This is a genomic window from Sagittula salina (genome assembly GCF_017813235.1).
GTDB lineage: Bacteria > Pseudomonadota > Alphaproteobacteria > Rhodobacterales > Rhodobacteraceae > Sagittula > Sagittula salina.
In genome coordinates, this window is the sequence record NZ_JAGISH010000003.1 from 28,476 (window position 1) to 52,494 (window position 24,019).

Below are 24,019 nucleotides of genomic sequence, written 5' to 3' on the forward strand. Positions count from 1 at the left end.
CCCATGACAAAGGCTGTAAGATACGAACGCGACGGCGACGTTGCCCTGATCGTCATCGCAAACCCGCCGGTGAACGCCCTTGGCCACGCGGTCCGCGAAGGACTGTGGCAAGCGATGGACCGCTTTGCGCAGGATGACGCCCGCATCGCGGTGATCCTGGGGCAGGGTAAGCTGTTCCTCGGCGGCGCGGACATCTCGGAGTTTGGCACCCCCCCGCGTGAGCCGCACCTGCCCGACGTCTGCACCCACATCGAACGCAGTGCCAAGCCCGTCGTCGCCGCCATCCACGGTCCGGCGCTGGGGGGCGGCTGCGAGGTCGCGCTTGGCGCGCATTACCGACTGGCGATGGAGGGCGCACGGCTTGGCTTCCCGGAGGTCCTGCTCGGCCTGATACCGGGCGCTGGCGGTTCACAGCGGATGCCGCGCCTGACCGGCGTCGGCCCCGCGCTGGACATGATGCCCGCCGGTGGCTCCGTCTCCGCCTCCGAAGCGCTGAAGATCGGCCTTGTTGACCGCGTGGCGACCGGCGACGTGCGGGAAGCAGGTCTTGCCTACGCGCGTGACCTGCTGGACGCGGCCGCCGAACCACGCCGAACCGGCGCCCTGTCCCGCCCCACCCATGATGCGGAAGCGTTCGACGCCGCCCGCGCTCTCTGGACCAAGAAATCGCGTGGAGAGGTCGCACCGCTTGCGGCCATCGACGCGGTTGAGGTCGCCACAAGGACCGATTTCGACGCGGGCATCAAGGAAGAGCGTCGCATCTTCCTCGACCTTATGCAGACGCCGCAACGGGCGGGAATGATCCACGCCTTCTTCAACGACCGCAAGGTGTCGAAGCTACCGGAACTGAACGGCGTGTCGCCCCGCGAGATCGCGCATGTTGGCGTCATCGGCGGCGGCACCATGGGCGCGGGCATCGCCACCGCCTGCCTGCTGGCCGGCCTGCCCGTGACGCTGGTGGAACGGGATGAGGCCGCCGCCAAGAAGGCGCGCACCACCATCACCGGCAACCTCGACGCCGCCGTGAAGCGTGGCAAGCTGAAAGACCGTGACGGCACCTTGGCCCACCTGAACACCGTCACCGACTACGCCGCGCTCGGCGACGCCGATCTCGCCATCGAAGCGGTGTTCGAGGACATGGGCGTGAAGAAGGACGTTTTCGCCCGTCTCGACACGGTGCTGAAACCCGGCGCGATCCTTGCGACGAACACCTCCTACCTCGATGTAAACGAAATCGCCACCAGCACTTCCCGCCCTGGCGACGTGATCGGGCTGCACTTTTTCTCGCCGGCGCACGTCATGAAACTGCTTGAGGTCGTCGTCGCGGGCCAGACCGCTGCCGACGTGACCGCCACCGCCTTTGCACTGGCCAAACGGCTGAAGAAAACCGCAGTGAAGGCAGGCGTCTGCGACGGCTTCATCGGCAACCGCATCCTCGCCACCTATCGCGGTGCCGCCGACCGGATGATCCTCGACGGCGCTTCTCCGTGGGAAATCGACGCTGCCATCAAGGCTTTCGGCCTGCCCATGGGGCCGTTCGAAATGGGCGACCTTGCAGGGCTTGATATCGGCTTCATGACGCGGCAGCGCAAGGCGGCGACCCGCGACCCGCGCGACGTGGTACCCACATGGGCCGACGCGATGTATCATGAGGGCTGGCTGGGTCAGAAGACCGGCCGGGGCTACTACACCTACGAGGGCCGCAAGGGCACACCGAACGAGGCAATCCTGCCCTTCATCGAAGAGGCGCGCGGCGACCGCCCGCAGCGGTCCTTTACCCCCGAGGAGATCCAGCGCCGCTACTTGGCGGCCATGGTGAACGAGGCGGCGAAGGTCGTGGGCGAAGGCATCGCCGCCCGCCCGCTCGATGTCGATGTCACACTCCTGTATGGCTACGGCTTCCCGCGCTGGCGCGGTGGGCCGATGCTCTGGGCCGACCACGAGGGTCTGCCCGCACTGCTCGCCGACATCAAGGCATGGGCCGAAACCGACCCCTACTTCTGGGAACCCAGCGCCCTGCTTGAACAGCTGGTGGCCGAGGGACGCAGCTTTGCAGATCTGAACAAGGAGAACGTGCAATGACAAATGCCGTGATCGTCTCCACCGCACGCACAGCCATCGGCAAGGCCGGGCGCGGTGCCTTCAACGCTACCCACGGCGTCACGCTCGCGGGCCACGTCGCGCGCCACGCTGTCGACCGGGCCGGAATCGGGTCCGGTCTCGACCCGGCGCTGATCGAGGACTCTATCTGGGGCACCGGCTATCCGGAGCATGTCACCGGCGGCAACCTGGGCCGTCAGGCGGTGATCCGGGCGGGCCTGCCGGTGTCAGTCGCAGGGACGACCGTCAACCGCTTCTGCGCCTCCGGCCTTCAGGCCATCGCCATGGGCGGGCAGATGATCGCGGGCGAAGGCGCGCGTGCCGTGCTGGTGGGGGGCGTCGAAAGCATCTCGCTCAACCAGCCGCCGCCGCGTCACAGCCGCGAGGCGTGGATCGAGGCCAACAGGCCCGACCTATACATGACCATGATCGAAACCGCCGACACAGTCGCCGCGCGCCATGGCATCAGCCGCGACGCACAGGATGCACTTGCGCTCGAAAGCCAGCGACGCACGGCGCACGCCCAGCAGGCGGGCCTGTTCGCCGATGAAATCGTGCCGATGACTGTGAAAAAGGCCATTACCGACAAGGCCAGCGGCGAGACGCGTTTCGAAGAGGTGACCATCGCGCAGGACGAGTGCAACCGTCCCTCGACCACGCTCGACGGTCTGCAAGGGCTGAAGCCGGTCATGGGCGAGAGCAAGTTCATCACCGCCGGGAACGCCTCCCAGCTGTCGGACGGCGCGGCGGCACTGGTGATGATGGACGAAAAGGCGGCAGCAAAGGCCAACCTCCAGCCGCTGGGCCGCTACCTCGGCTTTGCCGTGGCGGGCTGCGAGCCCGACGAGATGGGCATCGGCCCGGTCTTCGCCATTCCGCGCCTGCTGGAACGCCATGGGCTGACTGTGGACGACATCGACCTGTGGGAGCTTAACGAGGCGTTCGCCTCTCAGGTCATCTACTGCCGCGACCGGCTGGGCATCCCCGACGCCCGGCTGAACGTCAACGGCGGTTCGATCAGCATCGGCCACCCCTTCGGCATGACCGGCGCGCGCATGACCGGCCACCTGCTGCTGGAAGGTCGCCGCCGTGGCGCGCGGCTTGGAGTCGTAACCATGTGCGTCGGCGGTGGTCAGGGCGCGGCGGGCCTGTTCGAGATTTTCGCATGAGCGCCCCGGCAGAAAAGCCGCAGCGCAGGAGTACAAGACAATGGACCTGAGTTTCACCCCCGAGCAGGAAGCCTTCCGCGCCGAGGTGCGGGAATTCCTGAACGACAAGCTTCCCAAGCGCCTTTCGGGCAAGGTGCGGCAGGGCAAGCGCCTGACAAAGCAGGACTACGAGGAATGGCACGCCATCCTCAACGATCGCGGCTGGCTGGGCGTCACATGGCCGACAGAGCACGGCGGGCCCGGTTGGGACGTGGTGCAGCGCCACATCTTCGAAGAAGAGACCACCGCCGCGCACGCCCCCCGCGTCGTGCCCTTCGGCCTTGCCATGCTGGGTCCGGTGCTGATGACCTTCGGCAGCGATGAACAGAAGGCCCATTACCTGCCGCGCATCCTGAATGGCGAGGACTGGTGGTGCCAGGGCTATTCGGAACCCGGCGCGGGCTCCGACCTGGCCAACGTGCAGACGACCGCCGTGCGGGACGGCGACCACTACGTGGTGAATGGTCAGAAGACCTGGACCACGCTGGGCCAGCACGCCAACATGATCTTCTGCCTCGTGCGCACCTCGAAGGAGGGCAAGAAACAGGAGGGCATCTCCTTCCTGCTGATCGACATGAACACCCCCGGCATCGAGGTTCGCCCCATCGTCCTGATCGACGGCGAACCAGAGGTGAACGAGGTATGGTTCTCCGACGTGCGTGTGCCTGTCGCGAACCTCGTGGGTGAGGAGAACAAGGGCTGGACCTACGCCAAGTACCTGCTGACGCATGAACGCACCAACATCGCCGGGGTCGGCTTTGCCCGCGCCGGACTTGCCTCGCTCAAGCGCATCGCGGGCGAGCAGCAGCAGGACGGCCGCCCGCTGATCGAAAACCCCTTCTTTGCCGCGAAGGTGGCGCAGGTGGAAATCGACCTGATGGCCATGGCAACCACCAACCTGCGCACGCTGGCCGCCGCCGCGGCGGGGCAGGCCCCCGGCGCCGAAAGCTCCATGCTGAAGGTCAAGGGCACCGTCATCCGGCAGCAGATCAACGCGCTGGCACGGCAGGCGGTGGGGCCCTACGCCCAGCCCTTCGCGTCGGAAAGCCTCGACGAGGGGGCGAACGCCGAACCCGTCGGCCCCGACTACGCCCTGCCTGCCACGCAGGCCTATTTCAACAACCGAAAGCTTTCGATCTACGGCGGCTCCAACGAGGTGCAACGCCAGATCATCGCCAAGGCCATTCTGGAGCTTTGACATGGATTTTCGACTGACCGAAGAGCGCCAGATGCTGCAGGACGCCCTGCGCCGTTTCCTCGCCGACACCGTGACGCCCGAAGGCATCGTGGAGGCGACAGGGACCGCCACGGGCTTTGCCCCCGCTCTCTGGGAACAACTGACCGAACTGGGCCTGCCCGGCGCCATGTTTACCGAAGAGCAGGGTGGCTTTGGCGGCGCGGGCTTCGACCTCATGGTGGTATTCGAGGAACTGGGCCGCGCGGGGCTCTCCGTGCCGCTGGTTGAAACCGTCCTTTCGGGGGCGCTGCTGGACGCGGCGGGGATGCCGGTCGACGACCTCGCCGGAGGGCAGATCCTGGCACTCGCACACACCGAACCCGCCGCGCGCTACGACCTGAACCGGGTGGACACACGGGCGGAGCGCACTGCCGAAGGCTGGCGCGTGATCGGTCAGAAGGCCGTCGTTCACCACGCCCCGGCGGCAAAGGCGATCCTGCTGACGGCCCGCACCTCTGGCGCAGCGGATGCGGAGGAAGGCATCTCTCTTTTCCTCGTGACGCCCGCGGACGTGACCCTACGCGATTACCCGCTTCAGGGCGGTGGCCGCGCCGCCGAGCTGACCATCGACGCCACCCTGCCGGAAAGCGCCCTGATCGGCCCCGCCGGAACGGCCTTCGATGCCCTGCAGACCGCCCACGCCCGTGCCACTGCGGCGCTGTGTGCCGAGGCGCTGGGGATGATGGAGACCGTGAAGACGTTGACCGTCGATTACCTGCGTCAGCGCCGCCAGTTCGGCCAGCCCATCGGCAAGTTCCAGGCGCTGCAGCACCGCATGGCCGACGTGCTGATCGAGATCGAGCAGGCGCGCTCCGCCGTTATAAACCTGTGCGGCAATCTGGACGGGCCAGACCGCGACCTCCACGTGAGCGCAACGAAAAACCTGATCGGGCGCACCGCCCGGCTGGTTGTCGAGGAAGCCATCCAGATGCACGGCGGCATCGGCATGACGATGGAGTATGCGTTGGGACACTTTGCCAAGCGGCTGACCATGGTCGACCACCGCTTTGGCGACACGGATTACCACCTGGAACGCTTCATCCGCCAGGCCAAGAGCCGCGCCTCATGATCGAGACCATCCGCGACGAGACGGGGACCCAGCGCACGCTGGGTTACCTGATCGAGATCGGCCACGAGGACGGCACCGCGCGCTGCATCCTCGACGTGAGCGAGGCGCATGTGAACCGGCACGACGTGCTGCACGGCGGGCTGGCGGCGACGCTACTGGACAACGCCATGGGTGCCACGTCTTCGCTGACGGTTGATGCCAGCGGTCGCACGCCCTTTCTGACCGTGTCCATGACGACGCAGTACCTCGCCCCGGCCCTTGCCGGGACGCGGCTGACGGCGACTGCGCGCGTGACGGGGGGCGGCCGCAGCCTGCTGTTCCTCGCCTCCGAGCTGCGCGACAGCGACCGCCGCCTGATCGCCACCGCCACCGGCGTGTTCAAGCGGGCAAAGCTTGACCGGGGCGGCGACGCATGATCCTGCAGACCCGTTTCACACAGGACTGGGGCCTGCGGCTGCCGGTGGTGGCGGGTGGGCTGCAATGGCTCGCCAATGCGGACTACGTGGCGGCGGCGGCCAATGCCGGTGTGCTGCCTTTCCTGACGGCGGCCAGCCTGCCCGACGAAGCCACGCTGCGGGCCGAGATCCGGCGCACGCAGCAGCTGACCGACCGGCCATTCGGGCTGAACGTCTCCATGCTGCCAAAGCTTGTGGCCGGCGACCGGGCGGAAGCCGTGCTGAAGATCGCCATCGACGAGGGACTGAAGATCGTCGAAACCTCCGGCCGCTCGCCGGAAGCCTATGTCCCGATGCTGCGCAACGCGGGCGTCACGGTCCTGCACAAGGTGCCCTCCGTCCGATACGCCGTCTCGGCGCAGCGCGCGGGCGTGGACATGGTTTCCATCGTCGGCGCGGAATGCGGCGGGCATCCCGGCCTCGACCTCGTGGGCAGCCTCGTCAACATGGCGCTGGCGGAACGGCGGCTGACCATCCCCTTCCTGATTGGCGGCGGCGTCGCCACCGGCGGGCAGATCGTCGCCGCAATCGCCAATGGAGCGGAGGGCGTGGTGATCGGCACCCGGTTCCTTGCCGCGGATGAGACCCCCGCGCACGCCGCCTATAAACAGGCCATCGTCAATGCCACCGAACGCGATACCGCGCTGACCATGGCCAGCGTCCGCAACACAATCCGCACGCTCAGGAACGCCACCACCGATGCCGTCGCCCGGCTTGAGGCGACAAAACCCGACATCACTTACGAAGACCTGCGCCCGCTTGTCGCCGGGGCCATCGGACGCGAAGCCTACCGCACCGGCGATACGTCACGCGGGATGCTGTCCGCCGGGCAGGCGCTGGGACTGGTCGCGGAGACCGCCCCCTTTGCCCGCATCGTCGCGCAACTCGAAGAAGAGGCGGAGCGTGCTCTGGCGCGACTGAACCGCTTGACGGGAGACTCCAGATGACCCGCATTCACGACCTCGTGGACCACAACGCGGCAAACACCCCTGACGCCCCGGCAATCAAGGATTGCGACGGTCGGGTGTATTCATGGGCGCGTTATCGCGAGCTGACGCACGAGGCCGCCGATCTGCTGACGGCGCAGGGTGTGCAGCCGGGCGACCGCGTTCTGGTGGTCGGCGAAAACTGCCTCGCCCTGCCCGTGCTCATCAACGCCGCCTCACGCATCGGCGCATGGGCGGTGCCGGTCAACGCCCGCATGTCCGCGCCGGAAATCGCCCGTATTGCGGCCCACGCGAAGCCCGCGCTGACGCTCTACACCTCCAACGTTTCGAAGGAGGCCGCCGCCCATGCAGCGGGCGCGGCGGGCGTGGCCCCCTGCCCCACCGGTTTTGGGGCCTTGCACCTGGTGCGGGGCCAAAACGATCCCGAGGACGACAGCGACACCGCCATCCTGCTTTATACCACCGGCACGACCGGTGACCCCAAGGGCGTGATGCTGACGCATGACAACCTGCTGTTCGCCGCGCAGGCGTCGTGCTGGCTGCGCCAGCTCACCGCCGCCGATCACGTCTATGGCGCGCTGCCGCTGACACATGTTTTCGGCGTGGCCTCAATGCTGATGGCCTCCGCTCATGTCGGTGCGATGGTGGAACTGGCGACCCGTTTCAACCCGGCGCAACTGCTGCAAGCGCTGCGCGATGGCGCGACCGTCATGCCCGCCGTGCCGCAGATGCACGCCCTGCTCATGGCCCACGCGGAGGCGCAGGGCCACGCGACGCTCGGCCCGTCGAAACTGCGCTACGTTTCCTCCGGTGCGGCGCCGCTCGATCCCGCGTGGAAGCGCAAGGCCGAAGCCTTCTATGGCATCCCGTTGCAGAACGGCTATGGCATGACCGAAAGCACCGCCGGTGTTTCGGGCACGCGCAACGCCATCGGCGATCCCGACACTTCCGTCGGACCGCCGCTGCCTGGAGTGGAGGTGCGCCTCGACCCGCAGGGCGAGGACCCGACCGTGGGCGAGGTGCTGACCCGTGGCCCGCACGTGATGAAGGGCTATTTCCGCAATCCCGAGGCCACCGCCCAGACCGTGCGGGACGGCTGGCTGCGCACCGGAGATCTGGGCAAGATCGACGCACAGGGCCGCCTGCACATCGTCGGACGCGCAAAGGAGTTGATCATCCGGGGTGGCTTCAACGTTTACCCGCCAGAAGTCGAGGCCGCGCTTAACGACCACCCCGACGTGGTGCAGTCCGCCGTCATCGGGCGCAGACAGGACGGCGACGAACAGGTTCTGGCCTTTGTCCAGCCGCGCGCGCCGGGGGCGGTAACACCGGAGACGCTGGCCGATTTCGTGGCGGAGCGCCTGACCGGCTACAAGCGCCCGAACCGGATTTTTGTCATTGATGCCCTACCTGCTGCAGCCACCGGAAAAATACTGAAACACAAGCTGCTGGAGGCATTCGCGGACCGCCTCTGAGGCGACCTTGGCCACTGCGGCAAGACGCGCTATCACCGTCATGCAGACTTGGAGGAGCCAGCGCGATGAACCCGCTCTACGACCGTCTCTTTGGCCGTCACGCCGGGAGGAATACGCCCTTTCTCCACCTCCCGGATGGCGGTACGCTGACCCATGCCGGCTTTCTCGCTGCGGCGGCGCGGTTCGCGCATGTGCTGGACGGAGCGGGGCTGCAACCGGGCGACCGGCTGGCGGCGCAGGTCGAAAAGTCCCCGCAGGCGCTGGCGCTCTATGCCGCCTGCGTACAGGCGGGCGTTGTCTTCCTCCCGCTCAACACCGCCTATACCCGCGACGAGCTGTCCTATTTCATCGAGAACTCCGGCGCGAAGCTGGTGGTGGCCGACCCGGCGAAAGCCGCCGACACGCGCCCCATGGTGATGGGCCTCGGCGCGCGTCTCATGACGCTCTCCGCCGATGGTGCCGGCACCCTGCCGGAGGCCGCCGCGGATCGCCCCGACACCTACCCCACCGTCGAACGTGGGGAGGGCGATCTTGCCGCCTTCCTCTACACATCCGGCACCACGGGGCGATCAAAGGGCGCGATGCTGACGCAGGCGAACCTGCTTTCGAACGCCGAAGTGCTGGTGGACCACTGGCGTTTTTCGGTGGAGGACGTGCTGCTGCACGCGCTGCCGATCTTCCATACGCACGGCCTGTTCGTGGCAACCAACGTGATGCTGCTGTCGGGCGGCGCGATGATCTTTCTGCCAAGGTTCGACGCAGGGACGCTCATCGCCCAACTTCCCCGCGCCACCGCGCTGATGGGGGTGCCGACCTTCTACACCCGCCTGCTGGACGATCCGCGTTTTGACCGGGATCTGGTGCAGGGGATGCGGCTCTTTATCTCCGGCTCCGCGCCGCTGCTGGCGGAAACGCATGTCCGTTTCGAAGAACGCACCGGGCACCGCATCCTGGAACGATACGGGATGACGGAAACGAACATGAATACCTCAAACCCCTACGAAGGCGAACGCCGCCCGGGCACGGTCGGCCTCCCCTTGCCCGGCGTGACACTGAAGATCACGGACCCCGAAACTGGCGATCCCGTCCGCCAAGGCGACGTCGGTCAGATCGAGGTGCGCGGCCCCAACGTGTTCAAGGGTTACTGGCAAATGCCGGAAAAGACCGCCGCGGAGCTGCGCAGCGACGGCTTCTTCGTAACCGGGGATCTGGGCACGATGGACCCGGATGGCTACATCACCATCGTGGGCCGCAACAAGGACCTCATTATTTCGGGCGGCTACAACATTTATCCCAAGGAGGTCGAACTGGTGCTCGACGACCAGCCGGGCGTGCTGGAGTCGGCGGTGATCGGCGTACCGCACCCGGATTTCGGTGAAACTGTCCTCGCAGTGATCGTGCCCGAGGCGGGTGCCACCCCCGACGAGGCGGCGCTGATGCGCGCCTGCGAGGCGAGCCTCGCGAAGTTCAAGCACCCCCGCCGCCTTGTCACACTGCCAGAGTTGCCGCGCAACACGATGGGAAAAGTTCAGAAAGCCATACTACGGCAGGATTACGCCCGCTTGTTTACCGGCTGATCACCCCCACGGACCGCCGTCCCGTGTGATCGACCGCCTCGGCCGATCCGCCACCGGACGCGTCTGCCCCACCGGACGCGTCTGCCCCACCGGGCGCGGCCGCCCGCCACCAGCCATCCGCTGCAGCTCCGCGATGCGGTTTTCCGTGGCCGGGTGCGTGGCAAAGAGGCTGTCTGCCCCTCGACCGTGCAGCGGATTGATGATGAACATATGCGCCGTGGCCGGATTGCGTTCTGCCGCCATGTTGTCGATCCGCGCGGCCCCCTCCGCGATCCGCCCCAGCGCGGAAGCAAGCCAGAGCGGTTGTCCGCAGATCTCCGCGCCAGCCCGGTCGGCGGCATATTCCCGCGTCCGGGAAATCGCCATCTGCACCAGCATCGCGGCAAAGGGCGCCAGCAACATCATTGCCAGCGTCCCCAGCATACCCATGCCGTTCTCCCGCCTCCCGCCAAAGAACATGGCGAAATTCGCCAGCATTGTGATTGCCCCGGCAAAGGTCGCCGTGATCGTCATGATCAGCGTATCGCGGTTCCGGATATGCGCCAGTTCGTGCGCGATCACCCCGGCCAGTTCCTCGCGGCTGAGCGATTGCAGCAGGCCCGTCGTCACCGCCACAGCGGCATTGTCGGGGTTGCGTCCCGTCGCGAACGCGTTGGGCTGCGACTGGTTGATGATGTAGACGGCAGGCATCGGCAGTCCGGCGTTTGCCGCCAGCTGGGCCACCATCTCGGTCAGCCCGAACCGGTCTCCGCGCGTCACCGGCTGGGCGTTGTGCATCCTCAGCACCGCCCTGTCCGATCCGTACCATGCCCACAGGTTTGTCCCGGCAGCGAACAGAAGCGCCAGCAGCATCCCGGCAGAGCCGCCCAGCAGGTAACCCACTCCCATGAACAGGGCCGTCATCGCGGCCATCAGCATCCCGGTCTTCACATAACCCATCTCTCGGGCCCTCCACGCAACAGCCCTTCCGATATGGGTTCGCCTCCGGCCCCTGCAAAGGGGACCGGGGCCACCGCGGGGGTCACTTCTTCAGACGGTAGGCAACCACCTGATCGGACACCTCCGGTTTCAGGATCGTGTTCCCGCCGGATACGAAGACGACGTATTGCTCGCCCTCGTGTTCGTAGACCGCCGGATTCGCCACCACCGGCACGTCGAGCAGATCCGACCACAGTTCCTCGCCGGTCTCGGCGTCGATCGCCCGCACGCGATCATCCATCGAGGCGCCGATGAACAACAGTCCCGAGGCCGTCACCACAGGTCCACCGATATTGGGTGATCCCCACGACTCCGGCATGTAAAAGCCCCACTGCTGCACGGCACCAAAGGGTGTCTGCCACAGTTTTTCTCCGGTGTTCAGGTCGTAGGCCTGCAAGGTCCCGAAGGGCGGCTTCCAGCAGGGAATGCCCAGCGTCGGTGTCACGAAATTGGTCAGGCTGAAACCGTAGGGCGCACCCTCCTGCGGATAGAGCCCCTGCTCGTTGCCCGATCCGCCCTGCATCTGATCGTACTCCGCGCGGGGGAACAGTTCGAGGATCTGCACCACCCGCGAGGTGTTGACGTAGTAGACGCCGGTTTCGGGGTTCACCGCGCCGCCGCCCCATTGCATGCCACCCGCCGTGCCGGGATAGATCAGCGCGCCGCCGTGTTCGTTCGGGGGCGTGAACAGCCCCTCGTAGGTCAGTTCCTCCAGCCTCCGCGAGCAATAGCCAAAGGACAACGTATCAGCCAGCGGCCAGATCCCCGGCCATTCGGTCGAGGAATTCGGCGGCTCCGGGGTGGTCACAAAGGGCTGCGTCGGCGCGGCCTGCTCTCCTTCCGCGTCCGAAGCGGGGACCGGCCGTTCTTCCCAGTCAAAGATCGGCTCCCCCGTTTCCCTGTTCAGCACATACAGCATCCCCTGTTTCGTGCTTTGCACCAGCGCTGGCACGCGCTCACCATCCACCGTCAGGTCGACAAGAGTCGGCGCGGAATCGGTATCGTAGTCCCAGATGTCGTGGTGCACCAGTTGCCGCGACCACAGTACCGCGCCGCTCTCTGTATCCACCGCCGTGACGGAGGTCGCCATGGGGATTTCCTGCGTGCGGTTGCCGCCCCAGTAGTTGGGAGAAGGCGAGGACACCGGCAGGTAGAGGATGCCGCGTTCCTGGTCCACGGTCATGGCCGTCCAGACGTTGGCCGTACCGGTCTTCGCGCGGATCTCCTCGGGAATGAAATCCACCGTCCAGTCCAGTTCCCCCGTGCGGGCGTCTACCGCGAACACGGTGCCCGGAGGCGCCTCGGAATACTGCCAGTCCATCCCGGCCCAGCCGATGAACAGCTTGTCCTTGTAGGCGGTGGGTGGCTGCAACAGCGACAGGGGCCAGCGGTTGTTGGTGGTGTTCCACTGGTTGACGTCCAGCGCGCCGCCCTCCGCGAAATCCTTGCAGGGCCGACCGCTGTCGGCATCCACCGCGAACAGCCGTGCATCCATCGTGCCGATATATACCGCCTTGTCGCAGGCCTGCCCGGTGGGTTGCTCTGCCTCCCAATAGGTGACGCCTCGGTTTTTCAGCCCCGGTTGGGTCAGCGCCTCAAGCGTCGATTCAGTGTCGAAGGACCAGCGTTCCTCCCCCGTGGCGGGGTCGAGCGCGAGGATGCGATAGAAGGGCGTTCCCAGATAGAGCGTGTCGTTCGCATATACCGGTGTCGCGGACCAGATGGTTTTCGGCAAGTCGCCGTTACCGAGGCTGAGATCCCCGGTGTGCACTTCCCATGCCCGTTCCAGATCGCCCACGTTTTCCGGCGTGATCTGCGTCAGGGGCGAATATTTCTGCGAGGCGAGGTTGCCGTGAAAGCCCGGCCAATCCTGCGCATGCGCGGCTACCGGGAGGGTCAGGGGGAGAAGGGCGGCCAGCGCCGCGGTGCGAAGCAGGGTCATGACGGCCTCAGAGAAAGAAGGAAAAGACAAAGGCGACCGCAGCCACCACAATCAGGACGAAGACGGCCCAGGCGTGCAGAAACCAAGCGGCCAGACCGGTCCCGATGAGGCCCAGCACGATCAGCACACGAAAGACGCCGCGCACCCAGCCCGGCATAGGCGTCAGCAGTAGCAGCAGCCCCGCAAAGGCCAATGCCACGCAGCCGAACAACGCCAACCCCGCACCCAATGTCCCATGGATGCCGGGGTCGGCCATGTAGTTGTATAGCGCAATGCACGCTGCCAGAACCGCGGCGAGCGAGAATGCCGCAGTGCCCGGCTTTCGCTCCGGCGCGGAAGACGGAGAGGGTGCGGGAGGGGGGGAAACGGACATGGCGGGGCTCCTTCGCGGCGGTGCCTGTAGGCAAGACCAACGATGCCGCGCGCCCTTCCGTTCCGCCTTCCTCTACAGTCGGGGCTGCGCGGTCAGCGCAGACGGTCTTCGTCGTCGATCACAGAGAGCGCCGGCCAGTCCCATAGAACCATGTTCAGCCCCCGCGCCCCGGCGGCAAAACTGCGCACCAACAGCCCCGCATAACCCGCGGCGATCAGTCGGGTGGCGAAATCCTGCGTCGGAACGGGGCGACGGTCCAGCATGGCGATACGCCAGCCTGGATCGGCCAGCGCATCGGGCGTCAGCCCCTGCCCTGCCAGCGCGGCCGCGTCGCGGGTGTCGAAGACTGGGCCGACCTCACCCCGGTAGCTGACCAGCGTCGTGGGTTGCAGGTCGCCCACCTGATTGGCCTCGCGCAGCGCCGTGACCGGATCAAGCGCGGTGTATAGCGCCGCCACGCCCTGTGCGTTAAAGCGCCCGCCAAAGCGTTCCGCCCCCCGCCCCGATAGCGGATCGCGCGCGTAGACAGGGTTCAGCGCACGGTAAAGCCGCCCGCTGTAACGCCCGTTTTCCAGCGTCATGCGTAAACGCCTGCGTCCACTGCGTCTATGTAGTCCAGCACGTCCTGCGCGCGGCCTTCCTGCACCAGCGTCATGGCGGTGCGGCCGTCGAAGCCGGCCAGTGGCTCGGAACGATACCATGCGTAGGCAATGAGATCCGATCCGAAGCGCGGCGCGACCTTGTTGAGTACCTCGACCAACTCGCGCAGGCGGCGCTGGGTCTTGTCGGAACCCACGCGGGACCGCCGTTGCAACGCGTCCTTGTTCAACCCGACTGTCGCCGCGACCTCGTCGAACGAGGTACGCAACGCGGCCGCGATGCGGCGCGGTTCAAAACGGCCGTCCTCGATGTATTCGGCAAGCGCCATGGCAGAAATCTCCGGTGATCTTCACGTTAGATAGCGTAAGGATCACCGAATTTCAAGCGCGCGCCACTGCGTCTGCCTATGGCGTCACTTACCCCAGCGCAGCGCGATCAGGTCCAGTTCGCGCGACAGGGACATCAGGCGGTCCTTCGTCCGGGGCGACAGTGGCTTCAGCGGGTGGCGCACGAAGTCCGACCCGATCACGCCGCCCTCCATCATCACGGTCTTTGCCGCGCGCAACCCGCACTGGCGGTTCTCGTGGTTGATCAGTGGCAGGCAAAGCTTCCACTGCTCCAGCGCGGCATCGAGGTTGCCAGCGCGGTACTCGGTCACGATGGGTCGGATCTTCTCCGGTTGCAGCGCGGAGGTCATCGTCCCCGTGCAGCCCGCGTCCAGATCGGCCAGCAGCGTCACCGCCTCCTCGCCGTCGAAAGGCCCCACGATATGTTCCCCGCCCGCTTCGATCAACGCCGCCAGCTTGTCGGCGGCAAAGGGCGTCTCCATCTTGAAGTAGGAGACGTTCTCGATTTCCTTCGCCATCTTCACCAGCAGCGGTACAGGAAGCGACACACCCGACAGCGGCGCGTCCTGCACCATGATCGGAATCGACACCGCGTCCGACACGGCGGCGAAGTGTTCAAAAATGCCTTCGGGCGCGGGCACCAGACCCACACCGTGGTAGGGGGGCATCATCATGAGCATCGACGCACCCAGCGCCTCGGCTTCCTTGGCGCGGGCCACGACCACGTCGGTGGCGAAATGGCTGACGGTCACGATTACAGGCACGCGGCCTGCGACGTGGGTCAGGCTGACCTTGGTCAGGGCGGCGCGTTCCACATCGGACAGCAGGAACTGTTCGGAGTAGTTGGCAAGGATGCAGATCGCATCCACGCCCTGGTCGATCATGCAGTCGAGGACGCGGGTCATGCCCTCCGGGTCGATGCGGCCATCGGCGTGAAAGGGCGTCGGCGCGACGGGCAGGATGCCGGTAAGGGGGTTTTTCATCTCGTCTCTCTCGAATTTACCAGTCAAAGGCGGGGGCCGTCACGCGGCGTCCCAGAAGGAAGGCATCGGCCACATGCCGCAGCGGGCTGAGATCCATATCAATGCCGCCTCGGTGCACCAAATCCGCCATCTGCGCATAAAGGCGCGGGTATTCGCCGGTCAGGCCCGGCAGGCTCTCATCGGTCTGCCCGTCAACCGTCAACGTTCCGCCGCCGTTCTCCAGCACCATGGTGCCCTGATCGGTCTCGGCGGTGATGGTCCAGACCGGCTCGCCCGGCTCCAGCCAGTCGAGCACCATGCTGACCTCCGCCCCCTCCGGATGGCAGAAGGTGCATTCCGCCGCGATGGGCGTTTCGCGGTTCGCGGGAAAGTTCAACTCCGCGCGGGTCAGATGGACCGGCACCGGCAGGATTTGCGTCAGGATCGACAGCGCGTTGATGCCCGGGTCAAAGACGCCGAGGCCACCGGCCTCGAACACCCAGTCCTGCCCCGGATGCCACTGGCGCACATCCTCGCGCCAGTCGATGCGCAGGCGCTTCAGCGTCTTGTCGGCCAGCCATGCCTTTGCCGCGGGCACCTTGTCCGCCTGCCGCGAGTGCCACGTTGCATAGAGGGAAACTCGATGCTCGCGCGCAAGCGCCTCCAGCGCGTGGCATTCAGACAGAGTAGCGCCCGGCGGTTTCTCCAGCATGACGTGCCGGCCGGCCAGGATCGCCTTGCGGGCGTAGTCGAAGCGCGGAACCGGCGGCATGCAAAGCGAGACGACGCGGATTTCCGGCCGCTCCTCCAGCATCTGCCAAAAGTCGGTGTAGGCGGGAACGCCATCGACCGAGCCGTTACGCGACACGGTGGCGGCAAGGTCCCAGTCGGCGCTGTCACGGATCGCGGGGACATGCTGATCCACCGCGATCTTGCCGATACCTAAGAGAGCGATGTCCATCAATGCGCATCCTTTCCCACGGGCGAGCCGCGGCAGCCCTTGAGAAAGTCGAGATCCGCACCGGTGTCGGCGCCCTGCACGTGCTCCTGATGCAGCCATGCATAGCCGCTTTCGGGGCGTTCATGGCTGGGTTTCCACGCAGCGAGCCGCTCGGCCAGTTCGGCCTCCGGGATATCGAGGTGCAGGCGGCGTGCTTCCACGTCGACCTCAATCATGTCGCCCGTCCTCACCACTGCCAGCGGACCACCGGCGGCGGCCTCCGGCGAGGTGTGCAGGATCACGGTGCCATAGGCGGTGCCGGACATGCGCGCGTCGGAGATGCGCACCATATCCGTGATGCCCTTGCGCAGCACCTTCGGCGGCAGGCCCATGTTGCCCACCTCGGCCATGCCGGGATAGCCCTTCGGGCCGCAGTTCTTCAGAACCATGACGCAGGTCTCGTCGATATCCAGCGCCTCGTCGTTGATCTTGGCCTTGTAGTCGTCGATGTCCTCGAAGACGACTGCCCTCCCCCGGTGCTGCAGCAGGTGCTTTGATGCAGCGGAGGGTTTTAGAACCGCGCCGCTCGGGGCCAGGTTGCCTTTCAGAACGGCGATGCCACCCTGCGGGGTCAGCGCCTTCTCCAGCGGCAGGATCACGTCCTCGTTCCAGTTGCGGACGTCCTTGACCTCGTCCCAGATGCTCTGGCCAGATACGGTCAGCGCGTCGCGGTGAAGTTGGCCGCCCTCTCCCAGACGCTTCAGCACCACGGGCAGGCCGCCGGCGTAGAAGAACTCCTCCATCAGGTACTTGCCCGAGGGCATCAGGTTCACGATGGTCGCCACGTCGCGCCCGCAACGATCCCAGTCATCCAGCCCAAGGTCGATGCCCACCCGGCCCGCGATGGCGAGCAGGTGGATCACCGCGTTGGTCGACCCGCCGATGGCGCCGTTGGTGCGGATCGCGTTCTCGAAGGCTTCCTTCGTCATGATGTCCGAAGGCTTCAGGTCGTCCTTTACCATCTGCACAATGCGCCGCCCCGACAGTTGCGCCATCACGCGGCGACGTGAATCGACCGCCGGGATCGCGGCGTTGCCGGACAGCGCCATGCCAAGCGCCTCCGCCATCGACGCCATCGTCGACGCGGTGCCCATGGTGTTGCAGGTGCCCGAAGAGCGGGACATGGATTCCTCCGCCTCGAGGAATTCCTCCTGTGTCATCTCGCCCGCCTTCACGGCTTCGGAGAACTTCCACAGGTGGGTGCCGGAGCCCACGCGCTCGCCCCGGAAGTAGCCGTTCAGCATCGGCCCGCCGGTGACGACGATGGACGGCAGGTCGGTCGAGGCCGCCGCCATCAGCAGCGAAGGCGTGGTCTTGTCACAGCCCACCAGCAGCACGGCGCCGTCGATCGGCTGGCCGCGCATCTGTTCCTCGATCGACAGCGCCGCTAGGTTGCGGAACATCATCGCCGTCGGGCGGAAGGTGTTTTCCGAGGCCGAGAACACCGGCACCTCGACCGGAAAGCCACCGGCTTCCCAGATGCCCGCCTTCACCTTCTCGGACAACTCGCGCAGGTGGCCGTTGCAGGGCGTGAGGTCGGACCATGTGTTGAGGATGCCGATGATCGGCCGCCCGTCGAACAGGTCGTGCGGGTGGCCCTGGTTCTTCATCCAGCCACGGTGGTAGATCGTGTCCCGCGAGGTGCCGGAATACCATTCTTGCGAGCGCAGCCGCCGCGGCCAGGGTTTCGGTTCGAATGCCATGACTTACCCCTGCCGCGACTTGTTGTAGACGTCGAAGATCACGGCGGCGAGCAGCACCAGCCCCTTGATCATCTGTTGATAGTCGATGCCGATGCCCATGATCGACATGCCGTTGTTCAGCACGCCCATCAGGAAGGCGCCGACCACCGCGCCAACGATCTTGCCGACGCCGCCGGACATGGATGCCCCGCCGATGAAGACGGCCGCGATCACGTCGAGTTCGAGGGCGAAGCCGGCCTTTGGCGTCGCCGTGTTCAGACGGGCCGCAAAGACCAGCCCGGCGGCGGCGGCGAGGATGCCCATGTTGAGGAAGGCGAGGAAGGTCAGGCGCTCGGTCTTGATGCCCGACAGCTTTGCCGCCTTGGCGTTGCCACCCAGCGCATAGATGCGGCGGCCGATCACGGTCTTTTCCGTGAGAAACGCGTAGATGATCGTCAGCACGCCCATGGTGATCAGCACGTTGGGCAGCCCCCGGAAGGTCGACAGCTTGTACATGATGAAGACCAGCGCCACCGAGATTATGACGATACGCGCCACGAAAAAGGGCGTCGGTTCGCCATCGACCCCATAGGCACGGTCGCGCGCCCGCTGCCGCAGGCCCGACCAGATCACCGCCGCAGCCGCCACGACACCTGTCAGCAGCGCCAGCACGTTCACCTTGCGCGCGTCGAAGATCGGTGCCAGCGTCTCGCCGATGCCCGCCGGGAAGATATCCGGAACAAATCCGTTGGCGATGGTCTGGAATTCACGCGGGAAAGGGCCGACCGACTGGCCTTCGAGCAGCCACAGCGACAGCCCACGGAACACCAGCATGCCCGCCAGCGTCACGATGAAGCTGGGGATCTTCCAGTAGGCGACCCAGTAGCCCTGCGCCGCGCCGATCAGTCCTCCGACCCCGAGGCAGACAACGATCGTCAGCAGCCAATTGACGTCCCAGTTGACGATCATCACCGCCGCCAGCGCGCCGACGAACCCCATCACCGACCCCACCGACAGGTCGATGTTGCCCGACACGATGACCACCAGCATGCCTAGCGCCATGATGATGATATAGCTGTTCTGCAACAGCAGGTTGGTGATGTTGACCGGCTTCAGCAGCACGCCGTCCGTCATGATCTGGAAGAAGACCATGATGACGATCAGCGCCGCCAGAAGCCCGTATTCCCGCAGGTTCGCCAGCAGGTAGGCACCGATGCCTTGCCGCTTTGCGTCCCCGGTATGTTCTGCAAGAGCCATTGCGCCCTCCCCTCAATCCGTCACGATGAGCGACATGATGCGCTCCTGGCTGGCCTCGGCCGCCGTCAGTTCACCGACCAGTTCACCTTCGTTCATCACGTAGATGCGGTCGCACATGCCCAGAAGCTCCGGCATCTCGGAAGAAATCATCAGGACTCCCTTCCCCTGCGCCGACAGCTCGTTGATGATGCCGTAGATCTCGAATTTCGCGCCCACGTCGATGCCGCGGGTCGGTTCGTCCAGGATCAGCACGTCGGGTTCCGCGAACAGCCATTTCGACAGAACCACCTTCTGCTGGTTGCCCCCCGAGAGGTTCATCACCTTCTGGAAAACCGAGGGCGTGCGGATGTTCAGCGCGGTCCGGTAGCGTTCCGAGACCGCCGTTTCCTCGTTCTCGTTCAGGATGCCGCCGTGCGACACCCCGCCGAGGTTGGCCAGCGTCACATTACGCACGATGGGTTCCTCGAGGATCAGGCCAAGGCTCTTGCGGTCCTCCGTCACGTAGGCAAGGCCCGCGTCGATGGCGCGGTTGACGCTGGAGACGTCGGCCTCCTGCCCCTTGACCCGCACTCTGCCCGAGATGTTTTGCCCATAAGAACGCCCGAAGAGGCTCATCGCCAGTTCCGTCCGACCGGACCCCATCAGGCCCGCGATACCCACGACCTCCCCTGCCCGCACGGTCAGGTTTGCGTCGTGGATTACCTGACGGTCGGCGTGCTCGGCGTGGAAGACGTTCCAGCCCTCCACCTCCATCAGCATGTCACCCGCGCGGCGCGTACGGTCGGGGTAGCGGTGCGCCATGTCCCGGCCCACCATGTCGCGCACGATGGCGTCCTCGGTGATGGGCGTGGCGCGCGCGTCCATGGTCGACACCGTGCTGCCGTCGCGGATGACGGTCACGCTGTCCGCCACCCGGCGCACCTCGTTCAGCTTGTGGCTGATGATGATCGACGTGACGCCCTGGGTCTTCAGCTCCAGCATCAGGTCCAGCAGCGCCTGGCTGTCCTGTTCCGAAAGGGCAGCGGTCGGCTCGTCGAGGATCAGCAGGCGGACCTCCTTCGACAGGGCCTTGGCGATCTCGACCAGCTGCTGCTTGCCGACGCCGAGCTTGTCCACCAGCGTGGTGGGCGCTTCGCGCAGCCCGACCTTGCGCAGCAGCTCTCCCGTCCGGCGGTTCGTCTCGTTCCAGTCGATGACGCCGTTGGCCGCGCGTTCATTGCCCAGGAATACGTTCTCGGCAATCGACAGCAGCGGCACCAGCGCCAGTTCCTGGTGAATGATGATGATGCCCTTCGCCTCGCTGTCCGAGATGTCCCGGAACTGCGCCAGCTGGCCATCGTAGTGGATCTCGCCCTCGTAGGAGCCGAAGGGATAGACCCCGGACAGCACCTTCATCAGGGTGGATTTGCCTGCGCCGTTTTCGCCGCAGATCGCGTGGATCTCGCCTTGACGGACCGTCAGCGTGACCTCGTCCAGCGCCTTCACGCCGGGAAAGGTCTTCGTGATCCCACGCATTTCGAGAAGTGCGGTCATACGCCATTCCTCGGGTCCGGCGGACTACCGCGAAACCCTTGATATGGAAAGAAAACGCCCGTGCAAGGTCTCCCCCGCACGGGCAGCGGGAGCGGTCTTACTTGACCTGGTCCATGGTGTAGTAGCCGGAGCCCACCAGCACCTCTTCCCAGTTCGCCTTGGTCACCGGCAGCGGTTCCAGCAGGTAGGAGGGTATGACCTTCACACCGTTGTCATAGGTTTCGGTGTCGTTGATCTCCGGCTCGCCGCCCTTCAGCATGGCGTCGACCATGCCCACGGTGACGCGCGCCAGTTCGCGGGTGTCCTTGAAGATGGTCGAATACTGCTCGTCCGCGAGGATGGACTTGACCGAAGGCACTTCGGCATCCTGACCGGTGACGATCGGCATCTTCATGTCGCCGGAGCCGTAACCCACGCCCTTCAGCGAGGACAGGATACCGATGGACAGGCCATCGTAGGGCGACAGAACGCCGTGGACCGGCTTGTCGGTGTAGTTGGCCGACAGCAGGTTATCCATGCGTGCCTGCGCCACAGCGCCATCCCAGCGCAGGGTGCCGACCTTGTCCATTCCCATCTGGCCCGAAACGACGTTGACATCGCCTGCGTCGATCAGCGGCTGCAGGACGGACATCGCGCCATCATAGAAGAAATAGGCGTTGTTGTCGTCCGGGGAGCCACCGAACAGTTCGACGTTCCAGGGCTTGTCGTCGCCGAAGCGTTCCTTGAGGCCATCAACGAGGGTCGTGGCCTGCTGCACGCCGACCTTGAAGTTGTCGAAGGTGGCGTAATAGTCGACATCGCCGGAGTCGCGGATCAGGCGGTCATAGGCGATGACCTTGATGCCCGCGGCGCCAGCATTTTCAAGCGCGTTCGACAGCGTGGTGCCGTCGATGGCGGCGATCACGAGGACATCGACGCCCTTGGTGATCATGTTCTCGATCTGCGCCAGCTGGTTCGGGATGTCATCCTCGGCATACTGGAGGTCGGTCTCGTAGCCGGCTTCCTCGAACTGCTTGACCATGTTGTTGCCGTCGTCGATCCAGCGCGCGGACGACTTCGTCGGCATGGCAATTCCAACCATACCGTCGGCCAGGGCCGCGCCCGACAGCAGCGCAAATACGCTGGCCGAAGCCAGGATTGTCTTGAAACTCATGATGTTCCTCCCGTTGCGCGCCCATCGCTTGACCGGACGCGTGGTCTCCCTTGCGGGTGTGTAACCCGCGCCAAGGGCTAACAGCGGGTTTGCATATCATTCAATTTCCAATAATGAAAATCTGCATACCAATACTGATATGTTACAGCGTGTGGAGCTTGCCCTTGGATTTCGCCAGCCGACTGAAGCCCGCCCACCTCGACCTTATCCTGCACATCGCGGAGTCCGGGCAGTTGCAGCGCGCCGCCCAGATGACGCGCATGTCGCAGCCCGCCGCCTCGCGCGTGCTGACCGAAATAGAAAGCCGCGCCGGCGGTGCCCTGTTCGAGCGTCACCCGAAGGGCATGGTGCTCACGCCCCTGGGCGAGATCGTCATCCGCCACGGCAAGGTGATACTCGAAGAGGTCCGCGCCCTCGACCGGGAAGCCTCGCGCATGGCCGGGGGTCAGACGGGACGCGTGCGGGTGGGGTCGGTCACCGGCCCGGCGGTGGGGGTCCTGATGCCCGCGCTGCGACAGGTGAAGGCCGAGGCCCCCGACATCGAGGCCACGATCGAGGTCGGGCCGTCGTCGGACCTGGTGCGCGGTCTGGTGGCTGGGCGTTTCGATTTCGTCATCTCGCGCCTGCCGGCCGAACACGACAGCCGCGATTTTCTGATGTACCCCGCCCGCAGCGAAATGGTCGCCCTGCTCGCCCGGCCCGGTCATCCGCTGGCTGGCCGCTCCGGGGTGACGCTTGAAGAAGTGCGCGCCTGCGAATGGGTGATCCAGGAACTCGGCTCTCCGATCCGGCTGGCGGTGGAACACGCCTTTCACGCCGCTGGGCTCGGGGTGCCGCAGCGCGTGACGAACTCATCCTCACTGTTGATCGCGCTGTCGCTGCTCGAAGGGTCGGACATCATCGCCCCCCAGTCGATCGAGGTCGCCCGGATGCTGGCCGAGGGTCCGCTGGGCGCGCAGATCGCCGTCATAGAACTGGCGGAGCCGATTTCCGTTTCGCCCTGCTTCGTGATCCGCAACCGCTACCGGCAATTGCCCATGGCAGCGGACCGGGTGCTGCGGGCAGTGCTGGGGATGCTGTGACCGGCGCAGGAAGCCGCTTGCGGCCCGCCCCCCCTGCCCCGTAGCGTGCCCGCACCGGAGGGTCCAAAGAGACCCCGAGGGAACCTGAGGGGGAGGAAACCAATGGGAGAAAAAGTCGCGATCATCGGCGCGGGGCTGATCGGACGGTCGTGGGCCGTGCTTTTTGCCCGCGCGGGCCACAGCGTCCGGGTCTGGGACCTGGACGAGGGTGTGCGGGCGCGTGTCGGCACCGAGTGTTTACAACTGTCAACAACGCTCGCCGAAGAGGGGTTGCTGATCGACCCGGAGGGCACGCGGGCCCGGATAACCACTTGCGAAACTCTCGAAGACGCCGTGGCGAACGCGTCCTTCGTGCAGGAGAGCGGACCGGAGCGGGTTGAGGTCAAACAGGCGCTTTACGCCCAGCTCGATACCGCCACACCGCCCGAGGCAATCATTGCCTCGTCGACCTCCGCTATCGTGGCCTCACGCTTTACCGAAGAACTCACGCATCGCCACCGCTGCCTCGTCGGGCACCCGGTAAACCCGCCGCACCTCGTGCCCGTGGTCGAACTCTGCCCCGCGCCCTGGACCACGCAGGAGACCGTCGACCGCGCCTATGCCGTCTACGCCGCCCTTGGCCAGGTGCCCGTGCGGATGCGGCGGGAACGCGACGGCTTCGTGCTGAACCGGCTTCAGGGCGCGCTGCTGGCCGAAGCCCTGCGGTTGGTGGACGAGGGCACCGTCAGCGTCGAAGGGCTGGACAATACCATCCGGCACGGGCTTGGCCTTCGCTGGGCGCTGATCGGCCCGATGGAAACCATCGACCTCAACGCCCCCGGCGGCATCACCGATTACGCCGCGCGCTACGGTGGCTTCTACCAGCGCCTGCTGGAGGATGCTCCGGGGCCGGAGGTCTTCTCCGTCGAGACGGCAGAGCGCATCGCCGCCGACTGGCCGCAGGACCGGACCCCCGAGGCCGTGCGCCGACGCGCCGACCGCCGCGACCGCAGGCTTGCCGCGCTTCGCCGCCACCTGAATTCCGAAACCGAATAGGAGCCAT

General features: G+C 65.9%; 21 protein-coding genes. 10 read left to right on the forward strand and 11 right to left on the reverse strand.

The window, feature by feature from the left end; genetic code table 11:
* Positions 1 to 3: 3 nt before the first annotated feature.
* The 8 genes from J5474_RS06430 to J5474_RS06465 all read left to right on the forward strand — a co-directional run bounded on the left by J5474_RS06430 (position 4) and on the right by J5474_RS06465 (position 10,068).
* Complete coding sequence (locus J5474_RS06430) at positions 4 to 2,082, forward strand: 3-hydroxyacyl-CoA dehydrogenase NAD-binding domain-containing protein (RefSeq protein WP_209359993.1); 2,079 nt, start codon at positions 4 to 6, stop codon at positions 2,080 to 2,082.
* Positions 2,079 to 3,269: an acetyl-CoA C-acyltransferase gene (locus J5474_RS06435; RefSeq protein WP_209359994.1), complete on the forward strand. Its 1,191-nt coding sequence runs from the start codon at positions 2,079 to 2,081 to the stop codon at positions 3,267 to 3,269. Before J5474_RS06430 ends, J5474_RS06435 begins: the two co-directional genes overlap by 4 nt.
* Before the next feature lie 40 nt (positions 3,270 to 3,309).
* Entirely contained in the window at positions 3,310 to 4,506 is a 1,197-nt protein-coding gene (locus tag J5474_RS06440) for an acyl-CoA dehydrogenase family protein (RefSeq protein ID WP_209359995.1), read from the forward strand.
* Position 4,507: 1 nt separating this feature from the next.
* Entirely contained in the window at positions 4,508 to 5,614 is a 1,107-nt protein-coding gene (locus tag J5474_RS06445) for an acyl-CoA dehydrogenase family protein (protein ID WP_209359996.1), read from the forward strand.
* On the forward strand, positions 5,611 to 6,030 hold the full coding sequence (locus J5474_RS06450) for a PaaI family thioesterase (RefSeq protein ID WP_209359997.1): 420 nt from the start codon (positions 5,611 to 5,613) through the stop codon (positions 6,028 to 6,030). Before J5474_RS06445 ends, J5474_RS06450 begins: the two co-directional genes overlap by 4 nt.
* On the forward strand, positions 6,027 to 7,016 hold the full coding sequence (locus J5474_RS06455) for an NAD(P)H-dependent flavin oxidoreductase (RefSeq protein ID WP_209359998.1): 990 nt from the start codon (positions 6,027 to 6,029) through the stop codon (positions 7,014 to 7,016). The genes J5474_RS06450 and J5474_RS06455 overlap by 4 nt, the downstream gene beginning before the upstream one ends.
* The gene (locus tag J5474_RS06460) at positions 7,013 to 8,491 is read left to right on the forward strand and encodes a class I adenylate-forming enzyme family protein (RefSeq protein ID WP_209359999.1); all 1,479 of its coding nucleotides are present in this window, start codon (positions 7,013 to 7,015) and stop codon (positions 8,489 to 8,491) included. Before J5474_RS06455 ends, J5474_RS06460 begins: the two co-directional genes overlap by 4 nt.
* A gap of 65 nt (positions 8,492 to 8,556) precedes the next feature.
* Complete coding sequence (locus tag J5474_RS06465; RefSeq protein ID WP_209360000.1) at positions 8,557 to 10,068, forward strand: malonate--CoA ligase; 1,512 nt, start codon at positions 8,557 to 8,559, stop codon at positions 10,066 to 10,068.
* Here the strand turns inward: J5474_RS06465 and htpX are convergent, their stop codons facing one another.
* The 11 genes from htpX to chvE all read right to left on the reverse strand — a co-directional run bounded on the left by htpX (position 10,069) and on the right by chvE (position 21,895).
* Positions 10,069 to 11,007 (reverse strand): zinc metalloprotease HtpX, encoded by a 939-nt coding sequence (gene htpX, locus J5474_RS06470; RefSeq protein ID WP_209360001.1) that lies wholly within the window; start codon positions 11,005 to 11,007, stop codon positions 10,069 to 10,071.
* Between the two features lie 82 nt (positions 11,008 to 11,089).
* Positions 11,090 to 12,988: a pyrroloquinoline quinone-dependent dehydrogenase gene (locus J5474_RS06475; protein ID WP_209360002.1), complete on the reverse strand. Its 1,899-nt coding sequence runs from the start codon at positions 12,986 to 12,988 to the stop codon at positions 11,090 to 11,092.
* Positions 12,989 to 12,995: 7 nt separating this feature from the next.
* Entirely contained in the window at positions 12,996 to 13,361 is a 366-nt protein-coding gene (locus tag J5474_RS06480; RefSeq protein ID WP_209360003.1) for a hypothetical protein, read from the reverse strand.
* A 92-nt stretch (positions 13,362 to 13,453) separates the two neighbouring features.
* Positions 13,454 to 13,942, reverse strand: coding sequence for an RES family NAD+ phosphorylase (locus J5474_RS06485; RefSeq protein WP_209360004.1), 489 nt, complete (start codon positions 13,940 to 13,942; stop codon positions 13,454 to 13,456).
* Positions 13,939 to 14,289, reverse strand: a complete 351-nt coding sequence (locus J5474_RS06490; RefSeq protein ID WP_209360005.1) for an antitoxin Xre/MbcA/ParS toxin-binding domain-containing protein — start codon at positions 14,287 to 14,289, stop codon at positions 13,939 to 13,941. Before J5474_RS06490 ends, J5474_RS06485 begins: the two co-directional genes overlap by 4 nt.
* A gap of 84 nt (positions 14,290 to 14,373) precedes the next feature.
* Positions 14,374 to 15,291, reverse strand: a complete 918-nt coding sequence (locus J5474_RS06495) for a dihydrodipicolinate synthase family protein (protein WP_209360006.1) — start codon at positions 15,289 to 15,291, stop codon at positions 14,374 to 14,376.
* Between the two features lie 16 nt (positions 15,292 to 15,307).
* Positions 15,308 to 16,231 carry a Gfo/Idh/MocA family protein gene (locus J5474_RS06500; protein ID WP_209360007.1) on the reverse strand — a complete coding sequence of 308 codons (924 nt, stop codon included), beginning with the start codon at positions 16,229 to 16,231 and terminating at the stop codon, positions 15,308 to 15,310.
* Positions 16,231 to 17,973 (reverse strand): L-arabinonate dehydratase, encoded by a 1,743-nt coding sequence (gene araD / locus J5474_RS06505; RefSeq protein WP_209360008.1) that lies wholly within the window; start codon positions 17,971 to 17,973, stop codon positions 16,231 to 16,233. The genes J5474_RS06500 and araD overlap by 1 nt, the downstream gene beginning before the upstream one ends.
* 3 nt (positions 17,974 to 17,976) lie before the next feature.
* Entirely contained in the window at positions 17,977 to 19,209 is a 1,233-nt protein-coding gene (gene mmsB, locus J5474_RS06510) for a multiple monosaccharide ABC transporter permease (RefSeq protein ID WP_209360009.1), read from the reverse strand.
* A gap of 12 nt (positions 19,210 to 19,221) precedes the next feature.
* Positions 19,222 to 20,742 carry a multiple monosaccharide ABC transporter ATP-binding protein gene (mmsA, locus tag J5474_RS06515; protein ID WP_209360010.1) on the reverse strand — a complete coding sequence of 507 codons (1,521 nt, stop codon included), beginning with the start codon at positions 20,740 to 20,742 and terminating at the stop codon, positions 19,222 to 19,224.
* Between the two features lie 97 nt (positions 20,743 to 20,839).
* Positions 20,840 to 21,895, reverse strand: coding sequence for a multiple monosaccharide ABC transporter substrate-binding protein (gene chvE, locus J5474_RS06520; RefSeq protein ID WP_209360011.1), 1,056 nt, complete (start codon positions 21,893 to 21,895; stop codon positions 20,840 to 20,842).
* Between the two features lie 164 nt (positions 21,896 to 22,059).
* Here chvE and J5474_RS06525 point away from each other — a divergent pair, with 164 nt between their 5' ends.
* On the forward strand, positions 22,060 to 22,977 hold the full coding sequence (locus J5474_RS06525; RefSeq protein WP_209360012.1) for a LysR family transcriptional regulator: 918 nt from the start codon (positions 22,060 to 22,062) through the stop codon (positions 22,975 to 22,977).
* Positions 22,978 to 23,079: 102 nt separating this feature from the next.
* The gene (locus J5474_RS06530) at positions 23,080 to 24,012 is read left to right on the forward strand and encodes a 3-hydroxyacyl-CoA dehydrogenase (RefSeq protein WP_209360013.1); all 933 of its coding nucleotides are present in this window, start codon (positions 23,080 to 23,082) and stop codon (positions 24,010 to 24,012) included.
* Positions 24,013 to 24,019 lie beyond the last annotated feature (7 nt).